Raw genomic sequence first — 13,834 nt, forward strand, 5'->3', positions numbered from 1 at the left:
TCAGCCCCCGTCCGGGCCGGCCAGCCGCGAACGGATCAGGAACCGCACCCCTTCAGGGGCCTCCAGCGAGAAGCCGCTGCCCCGCCCCTCCACCACGTCGACGATCAGCCGGGTGTGCGCCCACACCTCGAACTGGCTCCTCGACATCCAGAAGGGGATGCGCTCCGCCACCCCCTCGACATCGAGCGAGGCGACGAGCACATCGGAGCCACCGGTGCGGAACTCGCCGTCCTGGTAGCACATGGGAGCGCTGCCGTCGCAGCAGCCGCCCGACTGATGGAACATCAGCGGCCCATGGGTCTCCCGCAGCCGCCGCAGCAACTCCGCGGCCGCGGGGGTGAGCTCCACCGGCGACACGCCCGACGGGCTCATCGCAGCGGCTCCGGACGGAGGTCCGCCCACGCGTACCGGTGCTCGGGGCGGCCGGTGTCGCCGTACTTGAGGCTGAGACTGATCCGGCCCGCGCCCTCCAGATACTTCAGGTACCGCTGCGCGGTGGAGCGGCTGAGCCCCGCCCGTGCGGCCACCTCGTGCGCGGACAGCGGCCCCTCGGCGGCCGACAGGACATGGCGGATGACTTCCGCGGTCGGCGCGGTATGTCCCTTGGGCAGCCCGCCGGCCGGGCCGGAATCCGTGGTGCGCAGGGCGCCGAAGATCTGGTCGACCTGCTCCTGCCCGGCCTCGCCGCGGCCCCCGCCCACTCCTTCGAGGGTCCGGCGCAGGGCCGCGTAGCTCTCCAGCTTGGACCGCAGCCCGCCGAAGCTGAACGGCTTGACCAGGTACTGCAGCGCCCCGTACCGCATGGCGGCCCGGACGGTCGACACGTCGCGGGCCGCGGTCACCATGATCACATCGGCCGGGTGGCCGAGCTGGCGCAGCCGCCGCACCAGCGTCAGCCCCGTCTCGTCCGGAAGATAGTGATCGAGGAGCACGAGGTCGACATGGTCGCGCTCCAGGAAGGACAGCGCCTGAGCGGCGGTGTGCGCACGGGAGATGACCCGGAAGCCCGGGACCTTGGCCACGTACGCGGCATTGATCTCGGCGACCCGGAAATCGTCGTCCACCACCAGGACATCGATCATCGCGACTCTCCTACTTCTGTCAGCGGCCGGACGGTGAGTGCCTCGGGCAGGACGACGGTGAAGACCGCGCCGCCGCCGGCGCGGGCCGTGACGCGGGCCGCGCCACCGTAGCGCTCGGCCAGCCTGCGCACCAGCGCCAGACCGAGACCGCGCCCGCGGTGCGCGGGGGACTCCTTGGTGGACCAGCCCTCGGTGAAGATCTGCTCACGCATCGCGGGCGGCACTCCGGGACCGTTGTCGCTGACCCGCAGGACCGCCGTGCTGCCCTCCGCGAGCAGCTCCACCTCGATGAGCGTGGCGACGTCCAGCGCGTTGTCGATGAGGTTGCCGAGAACGGTCACCAGATCGCGCGGGTCCACCACCACGTCCGGGAGCCGGGTGCCCGGCGAGACGCGCAGGGACGCGCCCCGCTCCGCCGCGATGGCCGACTTGCCCACCAGCAACGCGGACAGCAGGGGGTCGTTGACGCGCTCGGCGACCTGCTCCGCCGAGGCCCGGTGACCGTCGGTGACCTCCGCGACGAACTCCACCGCGGCGTCGTGCCTGCCGAGCTCCAGCAGCCCGAGCAGGGTGTGCAGCCGGTTGGCGTGCTCGTGGTCCTGGGCACGCAGCGCGTCCAGCAGCCCATGGGTGGAGTCCAGTTCACGGCCCAGCAGTTCCAGCTCGGTGCGGTCGCGCAGGGTGACCACGGCCCCGCCGTCCCCGGTCGGCATCCGGTTGGCGATCAGTACCCGGCCCCGGCAGACGGTGATCAGGTTGGCGCCGTCCACCCGCCCCGCCAGCACCTCCGCCGTACGGCCCGGCGGCAGCACCTCGCCCAGCGGGCGTCCGACGGCCTCCTGGTCCAGTTCCAGCAGGCGCTGCGCCTCGTCGTTGAGCAGCCGGATCCGGCCCCGTGCGTCGAGGGCGAGCACCGCCTCGCGGATGCTGTGCAGCATGGCCTCGCGCTCGTCCAGCAGCGCGGAGATGTCGGCGAAGGCGAGCCCGTGCGTGCCGCGCTGGAGCCTTCGGGAGACCGCCAGCGCGGCCAGCACACCCACGGCGAGCGCCGCGCCTGCGTAGAGCAGCAGACCGGGGATGGTCCCCAGCAGCCGGTCGTGGACGCTGTCGTAGGCGATGCCCACCGACACGGCGCCCACGATGTCCTGGTGCCCGTCGCGGAGCGGAACCTTCGCCCGAGCCGACCGGCCCAGGGTCCCGTCGTCGATCTGCATGATCTCGCGGCCGCCCAGCGCGGTGCTGGGGTCGGTCGAGACGTGCCTGCCGATCTGTGCGGTGTCGGTGTGCGACCAGCGCACCCCGCGGGTGTCCATGACGACGATGTACAGGGCTCCGGTGGCCCGCCGGATCCGTTCCGCCTCGGCCTGCACCGGGCCGCCGGGGCTGGGGTCGGTGCTCCTCAGATCGCGTACCAGACCGGGTTCGGCGGCGGTGGTCTGGGCGATGGAGAGTGCCTGGTGCATCGCCTGGTTGTCGAGCTGGTGGCTGAGGGGGGCCAGGAAGAGCCCCGTGATGAGCATGATCACTCCGGTGGTGATGGCCACCTGGGTGAGGAGCACCTGGGCGAAGACACGGCGGGGCCAGTGAATGCGCATGTGCTCGCCCTCTGCCTTCCTCCGGCCAGGAACATGATGCTCCGTTTCGTCCTTGTGTGAACGCAACGTAAACGTCACGGTCGCCGATGGCCAGTCCCCGTGTCGCATTCGTTGCCGGAGCGCGAGCAGAACGAGCAGAACCCCGCGTTATGGGCAGAACCAGGAGTTGTGGGCGCAAGGGTGCCCGCGTCCTCGGGGCGGCTCTAGCGTCCCGCCCCATGAACAGCGAAACGAGCCCCGCCATCGAGCTGCGGGGGGCGAGCAAAGCGTTCCGGACCCCGTCGGGGACGCTCCACACCGCCGTACGGGATCTGGACCTCACGATCGGGCGCGGCGAGTTCGTCGCCGTGGTGGGTCCCACCGGATGCGGCAAGTCGACCACGCTGACCCTGGTCAGCGGCCTGGAGGAGCCCACCGAGGGCGAGGTGCTGGTGGCCGGGGAACCGGTGCGCGGCATCGGCGACAAGGTCGGCTTCGTCTTCCAGCAGGACGCGGTCTTCCCGTGGCGGACCGTCCTGTCCAATGTGATGGCGGGTCCCCGCTTCCGCGGCGTGGCCAAGCCCGAGGCGAAGGAGCGGGCCCGGGACTGGCTCGCCAGGGTCGGCCTCTCCTCCTTCGAGGACCGCTACCCCCACCAGCTGTCCGGCGGTCAGCGCAAGCGTGTCGCACTCGCGGCGACGTTCGTCAACGACCCCGAGATCCTGCTCATGGACGAGCCGTTCTCCGCGCTCGACGTGCAGACCAGGGCCCTGATGTCGGACGAGCTGCTGGAGCTGTGGGCCGGCACCGGCGCCTCCGTCGTCTTCGTCACCCATGACCTGGAGGAGTCCATCGCGCTGGCCGACAAGGTCGTGGTCATGACCGCCGGGCCCGCCACGGTCAAGGAGGTCTTCGAGATCGATCTGCCCCGTCCCCGCAAGGTCGAACAGGTGCGGCTGGAACCGCGGTTCGTCGAGATCTACCGGGAGATCTGGTCCTCGCTCGGCGAAGAGGTCCGCATCACCCGCGAGAGGGGTGCCCTCGATGTCGCCTGACACCATCACCGCGAGCGCCGCCGTCACCAAGACCGAGCGGAGCCGGGCCAGGGCGCGGGCCGCCAGGAACCGCACGTACCTGGTGACGGGCAGCCGGATCGCGGTCCTCCTCCTGGTCGTCGGACTATGGGAATGGCTGGCCCGCGCCGCGGTCATCGATCCGTTCAACTTCTCCATGCCGTCGAAGATCTGGGACCAGATCCGCACCTGGGTCGTCGACGGAACCGCTCAGGGCTCCCTCTGGGAGCAGATCTGGTACACGCTCTACGAGGCGCTGCTCGGCTGGGTCATCGGTGTGCTCGCCGGTGTGGTGCTGGGCATCGCGCTGGGCCGTGTCCGGTTCGCGGCCGATGTGCTCGGGCCGTACATCAAGGTGCTCAACGCACTGCCCCGTATTGTGCTGGCACCGATCTTCCTCATCTGGTTCGGTCTCGGCCCGGCCTCGAAGGTCGCCTCCGCGGTCGTCCTCGTGTTCTTCCCCGTCTTCTTCAACGCCTTCCAGGGCGCACGCGAGGTCGACCGCAATCTCGTGGCCAACTCCCGCATCCTGGGGGCCAGCAACCGACAGGTCACCCTTCAGGTGGTCATCCCCTCCGCCACGTCGTGGATCTTCACCAGCCTGCATGTGAGCTTCGGCTTCGCACTCATCGGCGCGATCGTCGGTGAGTACATCGGGGCCACCAAGGGACTCGGACTGCTGGTCGCCGCTTCCCAGGGCACGTTCAACGCCGCCGGCGTCTACGCCGCGATGGTCATCCTCGCGATCGTCGCGCTGCTGGCCGAAGGCCTGCTGACCTTCCTGGAGAAGCGGCTCTTCCGCTGGAAACCGGCCGAGGCCGACAGCGCCCGCTGACGCCCCACGGCCCTCCGTAACCCCGCCCCATTCTTCACAAGGACGTGAATCAGATGCGTACATCCACCAGGATCCCGGCCCTCGCCGTTGTCGGCGTACTCGCCCTGACCAGCCTCACCGCCTGTGGCGGCGACTCGACCTCGGCCTCCGGTGGCAAGGACGACAAGGTCAAGATCATGGTCGGGGGCCTGGACAAGGTCATCTACCTGCCCGCGATGCTGACCGAACGGCTCGGCTACTTCAAGGAGGAGGGCGTCTCCGTCCAGCTCCTGACCGAGCCCGCCGGCGTCCAGGCCGAGACGGCGCTGGTCTCCGGCGACGTCCAGGGCACCGTGGGCTTCTACGACCACACCCTCGACCTCCAGGTGAAGGGCAAGCAGGTCGAGTCCGTCGTCCAGTTCTCCCACGCCCCTGGCGAGGTCGAGATCGTGTCCAACCAGGCGGCGGACGACATCAGGTCGGCGAAGGACTTCAAGGGCAAGAAGCTCGGCGTGACCGGCATCGGGTCCTCCACCGACTTCCTCACGAAATACCTGGCCGTCAACAGCGATGTGCAGACCAGCGAGTTCACACCCGTCGCGGTGGGAGCCGGCCAGACGTTCATCTCCGCCCTCCAGCAGGGCTCCATCCAGGGCGGCATGACCACCGACCCGACGGTCGCCACCATCCTGGACAAGAAGCTGGGCAAGATCCTCATCGACATGCGGACGCCCGAGGGGTCCAAGGAGGCGCTCGGCGGGCTCTACCCGTCGTCCAGCCTCTACATGCAGACCGAGTGGGTCAACAGCCACAAGGCGACAGTCCAGAAGCTGGCCAACGCCTTCGTCAGGACGCTGAAGTGGATGTCCACGCACAGCGCGGACGAGATCGCCGCGAAGATGCCCGCCGACTACGCCCAGGGCGGCGGCAAGGCCCTGTACGCACAGGCCATCAAGAGCACGCTGCCCATGTTCACCAAGGACGGCGTGATGCCCGCGGACGGCCCCGCCACCGTCGAACGGGTCCTGAAGGCCTTCAACCCGAACCTGAAGGACGCCGAGGTGGACCTCGCCAAGACGTACACCACGGAGTTCGTCGAGAAGGCGAACTGACCGCGGGGCCGACGGCACCCGCCCCCACGGGCAGCGCGACTCCGGCCGGAGCCGCGCTGCCCGTGCGTTCGGCTACTGCTTCCAGTTCGGGGGCTGGGCGGGGTCGAGGGTCCGCCACTGGGCGAGGACCTTGGGGTCCTGCGCGTCGAGCCAGTCGGCCAGTTCGCGGAAGGACACGCAGCGGACCTCCTTGCGGGGGCAGACCTCGCGCATCGTCTCCTCGGCGGCGTCCATGTAGATGCCGCCGTTCCAGTCCTCGAAGTGGTTCCCGATGAACAGCGGCGCCCGGCTGCCGTGGAAGACCCGGTCGAAGCCCGCGACGTACGCGTTCCGTGCCTCCTCACGCCAGGTCGCGTACTTGGCCGGGTCGCCCTCGGTGCTGCCCTCGGACTGGTTGTAGAGGAAGTTGAAGTCCATCGACAGTACCTGGAAGTCCTTGCCGGGGAACGGCAGCATCTGGAGCGGGAAGTCCCAGACGCCGTCCTTCTTGGAGGGCCAGATCTGGAAGTCGCCCGGGGAGCTCGCGTCGTAGCGCCAGCCGAACGGCTTGGTCGCCGGAAGCAGCGTCTTCTGGCCCTCCAGACAGGGAGCCCGGCCGCCGACGACCTCACGGGTGGGGTCGAAGGGGAGCGGATCGAGGTCCTTGTAGCCGGTGTTGGTCTTCCAGTTCTGCACGAAGGAGTAGAACTGGCTGATCTCACTGATCCACTCGTTCTTGCTCCAGTCCCCACCGCCCTTCTTCTCGCAGAAGTGGCCGTTGAAATGGGACCCGATCTCGTTGCCCTCCTTCCAGGCGCCACCGAGCTGGTCCAGCGTCATCCGGATGTGCTCGCGCGTCGGGTACGAGATCGCGGCGGCCCCGGTCTTGTGCTGGGGCGGCTGGTAGAGGTCCCGCTTCTCCTTGGGGAGGAGGTAGATGCCGGTGAGGAAGAACGTCATGTGGGCATTGCTCTCCTTCGCCGCACGGCGGAAGCGCGAGAACATGTGGTCGTCGCCCTCCAGCGCGCCGTCCCACGAGAACACCACGAACTGCGGCGGCCGTTCACCGGGCTTGAGCCGCTCGGCCTTCGGCCGGTTCGGCTGCGGCCCGGTGTAGGACGTGGAGCCGTCCCCCAGGATCTTGACCTTCCCGTCCCAGTTCTCCTCCTCCGCACTCGCCTTGTCCCCGCGGTGCTCGGTGGCGGTCGGCTTCGGCGCGGCGACGGTGCGTGTGCCCTGCTGCGGGGTCCGGCGGTCCGCGTCCTCGCCGGACATCAGCGGAACGAGTGCCGCGGAACCCGACACCGCGAGACATGCCGCGATCCCGAGGACGACCCGGGGCGTGAGCCGGGCCCGTATGCGGCGAACAGTGGAATTCTCTCTGGTGTCTGTCACTTCGTCGTGGCTTCCGTGTATGTGTTCCAGATCTGGGCGGGGAGTTTCCCGTCGTCCGCCGGACCACCGGCCAGCCCCTTGAGCGGCAGTGGCGCGAGGCTCTTCGTCAGGTCCATCCGGTAGACGACGACGGCGGTGGACGCGACGGGGCCGTATCCGACGTACCAGCGGGCGGTGTCGTCCTCGGTGGTTCCGGTCTTGGCGGCGACCGGTGCGGCGGAGGCGGCGCCCTTGGGGCCGTCGGACCGGTCGAGCGCCGAGGTGACCTCGTCGGCGACGTCGGAGCGGACGGCGCGCCTGGGGCGGGGCAGGTCGAGCCGGACCGGCTCGCCGTTGCGGGTGACCTTGCGGACCGAGTAGGGGTCCGTGTGCACGCCGTGGGCCGCGAACGTTCCGTACGCGTCGGCCATCCGGATGGCGCTGGGTGTGGAGTTGCCCATCGCGAACGCCGGAACGGGCGGGCCGAAGCTGGAGGGGAGCAGCCCCGAGGCCTCGGCCGTGCCGCGGACCAGCTTCAGGCCCGTGTCCATGCCGAGTTGCAGGAAGGGGGAGTTCACCGATTTCGCCATGGCGTCGTGCAGGCTGATGCGGCCGTAGGAGGTGTCACCGTCGTTGCGGCCCTTGACCATCTTCCCGCTGCGGTCCCAGTAGGGGCCTTCGGGCGTCATGACGGGGATGTCGTCGTCGCCGTCGTACACGGTCGACGGTGTGACGGCGGAGCGTGGGCTGTTGCGTTTGTGCGTGATCCCGTGCTGGAGCCCGGCGGCGTAGACGAAGGGGGTGAACGCCGAACCGGCCGGCACGGTCCCCGCGTTGGACTCGTTGAACGCCTGCCGCTCGAAGTCCGGTCCGCCGTACACCGCGAGGATCCGGCCGTCCGGGGCGACGGAGGCGGCCCCGAACCGCACGAACCGGTCGGCCTTGCGCTCGTCGGGGTCGAGTGCGCCGCGCGCGTCGCGGACGGCTCGGGTGAGGGCGGTCATCCGCGGCTTCTCGAACGTCGTGTAGATCTGGTAGCCGCCGAGGTCGAAGCGTGCGTCGGAGATGTGTCCGGCCCGCTTGGCGTACGACTCGGCGAGCTGGACGAGATAGCCGTCCTGTCCGCCCGCGCTGTTCGGGCGGTGCGGGGGCTTCGGTTCGGGGAAGGTGGTGTACGTGGCCCGTTCGGCCGGGCTCAGCCTGCCGATCTCCACCATGCGGTCCAGCGTCCACCGCCAACGCTCGACGGCCCGCTCGCGGTTGCGGGGGTTGACGGCCGGGTCGTACAGCGAGGCCCCCTTGAGCAGGGAGGCGAGGAACGCGCCCTCGCTGGCGTTGAGTTGGGTGACCTCTTTGCCGTAGTAGGCCTGCGAGGCACGCTGGAGGCCGTAGGTGCCGCGGCCGAACCAGCTGGTGTTCAGGTACTCCTGGAGGATCTTGTCCTTGCTCAGGCGGCGGTCCAGCTTGACCGCCATCAGCATCTCGGTGAACTTCCGGGAGAAGGACTGGTCCTGCGACAGATAGACGTTCTTGACGTACTGCTGGGTGATGGTGGAGCCGCCCTGGGTGTCACCGTCACCGACCGTGCGCCACAGCGCGCGGGTGATCCCTTGCGTCGAAATCCCGTGGTCGGAGTAGAAGTTGGCGTTCTCCGCCGCGAGTACGGCCCATCGGACGTGGTCGGGGATCTTCGACAGGGGCATCTCCTGGCGGCTCACCCAGCCGGTCCGGGCCATCGGCGTGCCGTCGGCCCAGTAGTAGACGGTGTCCTGCTGGGTGGCGAAGGCGTTGAGGTCCTCGGGTATGTCCGTTCGCGCGTAGGCGATGCCCACCACGGTCGCCAGTGTCCCGGTGAACATCAGGACCGAGCCCAGGGCCAGCCGCCAGGAGGGCACCCATCTTCGCCAGCCCTGCCGGCCCGCGCGCGGGAAGTCCGGTCTGCGCAGCAGGCGGACGGACGGGCGCTTCGTCTGTTTCCGGCGCCCCGTTCCCGGGACCAGCACCGTCCGTGCGGCCCGCGCCGTCCTGCTGAATATGTTGTGCTGTGTCATTCCGTCCAGCCATGACAGGCCGGGCCGGCCGCAGACCGCGACCGTGCCCGTGCAGTGGTCATTGAGCGTCCGCCGCCGCATGCCGGCACGTCGACTCAGCCGGAGTGAAGGCCAAAGGATGACCGAGAGTTCCGGCGCGAAGTCACGTAAAGATAACAGGCCGCCGCGAGCGCACCTGCCGGGTTGGCTCCGCCCGTGACAGCGGCCCGGTCGTCGGCCGTCCTGCCGCCCGGCCCGCCCGGCATCGAACCGGCCAATTCGATTCACCGCGCCCGCCCGGGCCGGCCGGAACGCCGGGCTGTCTCCGTGACCTGCCGGGCCCGGCGACGGCCGGGGAACGGGACCGACGGAGCGTCAAGCGCCTTCCGGCCAACCGTGGCACGCGCGCGCGGGGGTGCCGTGGCGACACCGGGGCCACCCGTCTAGGGTCCGATGGCGCGCTGCCGGGCCCGACGGCCGGTGCATCGCCATGGTCAGACGACGCATCGCGCAGGGGGAAGCAGTGTCCCGTGTGGAACCCGTCCCCGGCCACCGGCAGTACCTGCCGCTGGTGCAGGGCGCCACGCTGATCGAATGGACCGGAACGGGCCTCTTCCTCGCCGTCTCGACCATCTACTTCGTCAAGGTCGCCCATCTCAGCACCTCGTCCGTCGGAACGGGTCTGACCATCGGCGGGGCCGTCGCCGTCGCCTCCGCCGTGCCCATCGCCCGTCTGGCCGGACGCTTCGGGCCGAAGCCAGTGCTGATCGGCGTGATGCTGCTGCGCGCACTGGCCACCGTCGGCTACCTCCGGGTGGACGGCTGGTGGAGCTTTCTCCTCGTGGTCGCCGTCATCGCCGTCACGGAGCAGTCCTCACCCCCACTGGTGCAGTCGTACGTCGGTGCTCGTGCCCCGGAGAGCCTGCGCGCGAAGGTCATGGCCGTGCAGCGCACCGTGGTCAACCTCGGGATCAGCCTGGGCGGGCTGATCGCCGGACTCGCCCTGGGCTCCGGCGCGCCGGAAGCCTTCCGGCCGTTGCTGATCGGGGGCGCGGTCGCCTACGTGGCGGTCGCCGCGGTGTACGCCACCGCGCGACGGGAGGAGGAGGCGGCGACGGCGGCGGCCGGGAGTGCCCGGGTGACGGACCTGCTCAAGGACCGCCGGCTGCTCGGCTTCACCGCCTACAACGCAATGGTGTCGCTCTGGATGCCGGTGCTCAACGTGGCCTTCCCGCTGTGGCTCGTCACCGGGACGGACGTACCGGAGCGTTTTGTCGGCATCCTGTACGCCGTCAACACCGTGCTCTGCATCGCCCTCCAGTACCCCCTCAACCGCTGCTACGGCACCACGCGCCGGGCCTGGCTCTCGTATGCCGCCTCGGCCCTGCTGCTCAGCTGCGGCGCCCTGGCCTTCGCCGCCGCGCCCGGCCTCGGGGCACGGGAGGCGCTGCTGGTGTTCGGCGCGGCCGTCGTCCTGCTGACGTTCGCCGAGCTGCTCCAGGTCGGCGCCTCGTGGACCCTCTCCTTCGACCTGGCACCGGAACAGGCGCGCAGCGCCTACCTGGTGCTGTTCAACACCAGCCGGACGGTGGCCAACAGGGTCGCGGGCCCGGTACTGATGACCGGCGTCGTCCTCGCCCTCGGCACGGCCGGCTGGATCGCACTCGCCGGTGTTCTGCTGCTCGGCGCGCTCGTTCCCTTCGTGATCCTCCGCTCGGGAGACACCACCGGCGGCCGAGCCCGCTCCAGTGCGGCGCGCCGGACCGTCACCCCACGCTGACCCAGTCGAGGGTGCGCTCCACCGCCCGCTTCCAGTTGGCGTAACCCTCCGCCCGCTGCTCCTCGCTCCACCGCGGCTCCCACCGCTTCGACTCCTGCCAGTGGTCCCGCAACTCGTCCTGGTCCCGCCAGAACCCGGTGGCCAGACCGGCCGCGTAGGCGGCACCGAGCGCGGTCGTCTCGGCGACGACCGGACGGCTGACGGGTACGCCGAGGACATCGGCCTGGATCTGCATGCAGAGGTCGTTCGCCGTGACCCCGCCGTCGACCTTGAGCACGTCGAGATGGACGCCGGAGTCCTGTTCCATCGCCTCCACCACGTCCCGGCTCTGGTAGCAGATGGCCTCCAGGGTGGCCCTCGCCAGATGGCCGTTGGTGTTGTAGCGGGCCAGGCCGACGATGGCACCCCGGGCGTCCGAGCGCCAGTACGGGGCGAAGAGGCCCGAGAACGCCGGTACGAAGTACATCCCGCCGTTGTCCTCGACCGTCCGGGCGAGATGTTCGCTCTCGCTCGCGTTCGAGATGATCTTCATCTGGTCCCGCAGCCACTGCACCGCGGACCCGGTGACCGCGATGGAGCCCTCCAGGGCGTAGACCGGCGGGCTCTGCCCGAACCGGTAGGCGACGGTGGTGAGCAGGCCGTGCTTGGGCCGGATCAGTTCCGTGCCGGTGTTGAGCACGAGGAAGTTGCCGGTGCCGTACGTGTTCTTCGCCTCGCCCGGCTCGAAGCACACCTGCCCCACCGTGGCCGCCTGCTGGTCGCCGAGCACCCCGGTGACCGGGATCGCTGCGCGCAGCGGCCGGGAGGTGCGCGTGCGGCCGTACGCCTCGGCGTCGGAGGAGGACCGGATGGCCGGGAGCATCGCCCGGGGGACGCCGAAGATGTCCAGCAACTCGTCGTCCCAGTCGAGCGTCTCCAGATTCATCAGCATCGTCCGGCTGGCATTGGTCACATCGGTGGCGTGGATCCCGCCGTCGGGGCCGCCGGTGAGATTCCACAACACCCAGCAGTCCGTGTTCCCGAACACGGCGTGTCCCTGCTCGGCGGCCGCGCGGACCCCTTCGACATTCTCAAGGATCCACTTGATCTTCCCGCCGGAGAAGTAAGTGGCAGGGGGCAGGCCCGACTTGCGCCGGATGATCTCGCCGTATCCCTCGTTCTCCAGGGCCTTGGCGATCGAGTCGGTGCGGGTGTCCTGCCACACGATGGCGTTGCAGTACGGCCGGCCGGTGCGGGGGTCCCAGACGACCGTCGTCTCGCGCTGGTTGGTGATGCCGATGGCGTCGAGATCCGTGCCGCTCAGACCTCCGGTGCGCAGAGCGGTCTGCATCACCGAGTTGGTGCGCTCCCAGATCTCCACCGGATCGTGCTCCACCCAGCCCGGCCGGGGCAGGATCTGCTCGTGCTCCAACTGGTGTCTGGCCACTTCGTTGCCGCCGTGATCGAAGATCATGAAGCGGCTGCTGGTGGTGCCTTGGTCCACTGCGCCGATGAAGTCCGCCATGGCATGCTGCCTCTCCTGAGTCCGGGCTCGGTGACGGGACCGGGCGTCACTTCTCCGGGAGTACGGGGATGGTGCCTTCCGGTTCCTCCTCCGCCGAGGGCAGGAAGCGGCCGATGAAGGCCTTGTAGACGAACGCTCCCACCAGGCCGCCGACGAACGGGCCCACGATCGGCACCCAGAAGTAGAAGTTCCCGTACTGGTCCCGCCAGGCCCCTCCGTAACCGGTGAGGAAGCTGGCCAGCCGGGGGCCGAAGTCACGGGCGGGGTTGATCGCGTACCCCGCGTTGGTCCCGAACGCCATGCCGATGGCCACCACGATGAGGCCCACGATGAACGGGCTGAGATTGACGCCCGGCGGGGTGTTGAGGAGGTCGGTGACCGCGAAGATCAGCAGTACGAGAATGGCGGTGCCGATGACCTGGTCCCGGAAGGCTCCCCACTCGTGGACCGGAAGTGCGGGGTTTCCGTTGGCGGGCAGCGTGGAGAACACGAACTGTGTCTTGATCGTGTGTCCGGGATCCGCCTTGGCCAGCGCCTCCGTGTAGTTCCAGCGCACCAGCAGGGCCGCGACGAACGCCCCCGCGACCTGCGCGAGGGAATAGGGCGCCACCTTCTTCCAGGGGAAGTCCTTGAACGCGGCGAGCGAGAGCGTCACGGCGGGATTGAGATGGGCTCCGCTCAGTCTGGCCGCCACATACACACCAAGAGTGACACCGAGACCCCAGGCCCAGGCGATGCTGTCGTGATTGCCGAGGCCGCCCGGCGGATCGGTGAGCGCACCGCCGGCCACGACCTGCGCCACGACGCCGCAGCCGATGAGGATCAGGATCATCGTGCCGAGGAACTCGGCTGAGAGTTCCCCGACGATTCCGGACTTCTTGAGCCGCTCCATGGAGAGCTCGCTTCCTGTCGATCAACGACTCCTGGCGGCATAGATCCACATCTGAGCGTAAACGGCAGGAAAAGGTTCCGCATGCGGTGGCGGACGCGCCGTTTCGTTACGTTCCGGAGCAGTGCCCCGTGCGGTCTCAGTCCACGTCGACCTGGTCGAAGAGGTCCAGCATCCTGCCGAGCACCCGTACGCAGGCCGTCACCTCGGCATCGGTCAGATCTCCCTCCACCCGGCGCAGCAGGGACTGCTCGCGGGTCACGGCCGCGGTGATCGCCGCCCTGCCGCCCTCGGTCAGCCGGACCAGGGAGGACCGCTGGTGGGCGGGGTTGGGGATGATCTCGGCCAGGTGCCCGGCCACGGCGTCATTGACCATGCGCTGCACGAACTGCCGGCTCAGCGCCTGTGCCCGGCCCATCTGCGGAACCGTCATCGGGCCGTGTTCACGCAGCAGGTCCAGCACGGCACGGACGCCCACGGAGAGGCCCTCGATCGGGGTGGCCTGCTCCACCTTGCGCTGCACACGCCGGTAGAGGGGGCCGACCAGGGCGAAGACCTCCGTGAGCCGTTGGGCCAGTTCCTCGGGTGCCAGGGGCGGATCGGTGTCGGTCATGCGGCCATCA

12 protein-coding genes are annotated in these 13,834 nt (G+C 69.5%); 4 read left to right on the top strand and 8 right to left on the bottom strand.

Annotated elements, in window-relative coordinates; genetic code table 11:
• The 3 genes from AB0D53_RS23825 to AB0D53_RS23835 are packed head-to-tail and all read right to left on the bottom strand — an operon-like array spanning position 1 to position 2,677.
• Positions 1-372 (bottom strand): DUF779 domain-containing protein, encoded by a 372-nt coding sequence (locus AB0D53_RS23825; protein ID WP_362449764.1) that lies wholly within the window; start codon positions 370-372, stop codon positions 1-3.
• Positions 369-1,082: a response regulator gene (locus AB0D53_RS23830; RefSeq protein ID WP_362449766.1), complete on the bottom strand. Its 714-nt coding sequence runs from the start codon at positions 1,080-1,082 to the stop codon at positions 369-371. Before AB0D53_RS23830 ends, AB0D53_RS23825 begins: the two co-directional genes overlap by 4 nt.
• Entirely contained in the window at positions 1,079-2,677 is a 1,599-nt protein-coding gene (locus AB0D53_RS23835; protein WP_362449768.1) for a sensor histidine kinase, read from the bottom strand. The genes AB0D53_RS23830 and AB0D53_RS23835 overlap by 4 nt, the downstream gene beginning before the upstream one ends.
• A gap of 218 nt (positions 2,678-2,895) precedes the next feature.
• Here AB0D53_RS23835 and AB0D53_RS23840 point away from each other — a divergent pair, with 218 nt between their 5' ends.
• From AB0D53_RS23840 to AB0D53_RS23850, 3 genes are read left to right on the top strand one after another with little or no spacing between them, the layout of a single operon-like run.
• Positions 2,896-3,711, top strand: coding sequence for an ABC transporter ATP-binding protein (locus AB0D53_RS23840; RefSeq protein ID WP_329816396.1), 816 nt, complete (start codon positions 2,896-2,898; stop codon positions 3,709-3,711).
• On the top strand, positions 3,701-4,564 hold the full coding sequence (locus AB0D53_RS23845) for an ABC transporter permease (protein ID WP_362449771.1): 864 nt from the start codon (positions 3,701-3,703) through the stop codon (positions 4,562-4,564). The genes AB0D53_RS23840 and AB0D53_RS23845 overlap by 11 nt, the downstream gene beginning before the upstream one ends.
• Before the next feature lie 53 nt (positions 4,565-4,617).
• Positions 4,618-5,655, top strand: a complete 1,038-nt coding sequence (locus tag AB0D53_RS23850; RefSeq protein ID WP_362449773.1) for an ABC transporter substrate-binding protein — start codon at positions 4,618-4,620, stop codon at positions 5,653-5,655.
• A 72-nt stretch (positions 5,656-5,727) separates the two neighbouring features.
• Here AB0D53_RS23850 and AB0D53_RS23855 read toward each other — a convergent pair whose 3' ends face one another.
• Together AB0D53_RS23855 and AB0D53_RS23860 are read right to left on the bottom strand one after the other, a co-directional pair.
• On the bottom strand, positions 5,728-7,029 hold the full coding sequence (locus AB0D53_RS23855) for a hypothetical protein (RefSeq protein WP_362449775.1): 1,302 nt from the start codon (positions 7,027-7,029) through the stop codon (positions 5,728-5,730).
• A complete protein-coding gene (locus tag AB0D53_RS23860) occupies positions 7,026-9,059 on the bottom strand; it encodes a transglycosylase domain-containing protein (RefSeq protein ID WP_362449776.1) in 2,034 nt (677 codons plus the stop codon). The genes AB0D53_RS23855 and AB0D53_RS23860 overlap by 4 nt, the downstream gene beginning before the upstream one ends.
• A 502-nt stretch (positions 9,060-9,561) precedes the next feature.
• Between AB0D53_RS23860 and AB0D53_RS23865 the strand changes: the two genes are divergently transcribed.
• On the top strand, positions 9,562-10,818 hold the full coding sequence (locus tag AB0D53_RS23865) for an MFS transporter (protein WP_362449778.1): 1,257 nt from the start codon (positions 9,562-9,564) through the stop codon (positions 10,816-10,818).
• Here AB0D53_RS23865 and glpK read toward each other — a convergent pair.
• From glpK to AB0D53_RS23880, 3 genes are all read right to left on the bottom strand, one after another.
• Positions 10,805-12,322: a glycerol kinase GlpK gene (glpK, locus tag AB0D53_RS23870; RefSeq protein ID WP_362449780.1), complete on the bottom strand. Its 1,518-nt coding sequence runs from the start codon at positions 12,320-12,322 to the stop codon at positions 10,805-10,807. The two genes, AB0D53_RS23865 and glpK, sit on opposite strands and share 14 nt — an antisense overlap.
• A gap of 46 nt (positions 12,323-12,368) precedes the next feature.
• Complete coding sequence (locus AB0D53_RS23875) at positions 12,369-13,214, bottom strand: MIP/aquaporin family protein (protein ID WP_362449782.1); 846 nt, start codon at positions 13,212-13,214, stop codon at positions 12,369-12,371.
• A 136-nt stretch (positions 13,215-13,350) separates the two neighbouring features.
• A complete protein-coding gene (locus AB0D53_RS23880) occupies positions 13,351-13,824 on the bottom strand; it encodes a MarR family transcriptional regulator (protein ID WP_362449784.1) in 474 nt (157 codons plus the stop codon).
• Between the last annotated feature and the right edge of the window lie 10 nt (positions 13,825-13,834).

The sequence above is a fragment of the Streptomyces sp. NPDC048295 genome, assembly GCF_040652135.1.
GTDB lineage: Bacteria > Actinomycetota > Actinomycetes > Streptomycetales > Streptomycetaceae > Streptomyces.

Coding starts and splice junctions, on each gene's coding strand:
- AB0D53_RS23860 (WP_362449776.1), bottom strand. CDS start 9,059: ATGACACAGCACAACATATTCAGCAGGACGGCGCGGGCCGCACGGACG.
- AB0D53_RS23880 (WP_362449784.1), bottom strand. CDS start 13,824: ATGACCGACACCGATCCGCCCCTGGCACCCGAGGAACTGGCCCAACGG.
- AB0D53_RS23830 (WP_362449766.1), bottom strand. CDS start 1,082: ATGATCGATGTCCTGGTGGTGGACGACGATTTCCGGGTCGCCGAGATC.
- AB0D53_RS23840 (WP_329816396.1), top strand. CDS start 2,896: ATGAACAGCGAAACGAGCCCCGCCATCGAGCTGCGGGGGGCGAGCAAA.
- AB0D53_RS23850 (WP_362449773.1), top strand. CDS start 4,618: ATGCGTACATCCACCAGGATCCCGGCCCTCGCCGTTGTCGGCGTACTC.
- AB0D53_RS23875 (WP_362449782.1), bottom strand. CDS start 13,214: ATGGAGCGGCTCAAGAAGTCCGGAATCGTCGGGGAACTCTCAGCCGAG.
- glpK (WP_362449780.1), bottom strand. CDS start 12,322: ATGGCGGACTTCATCGGCGCAGTGGACCAAGGCACCACCAGCAGCCGC.
- AB0D53_RS23845 (WP_362449771.1), top strand. CDS start 3,701: ATGTCGCCTGACACCATCACCGCGAGCGCCGCCGTCACCAAGACCGAG.
- AB0D53_RS23835 (WP_362449768.1), bottom strand. CDS start 2,677: ATGCGCATTCACTGGCCCCGCCGTGTCTTCGCCCAGGTGCTCCTCACC.
- AB0D53_RS23825 (WP_362449764.1), bottom strand. CDS start 372: ATGAGCCCGTCGGGCGTGTCGCCGGTGGAGCTCACCCCCGCGGCCGCG.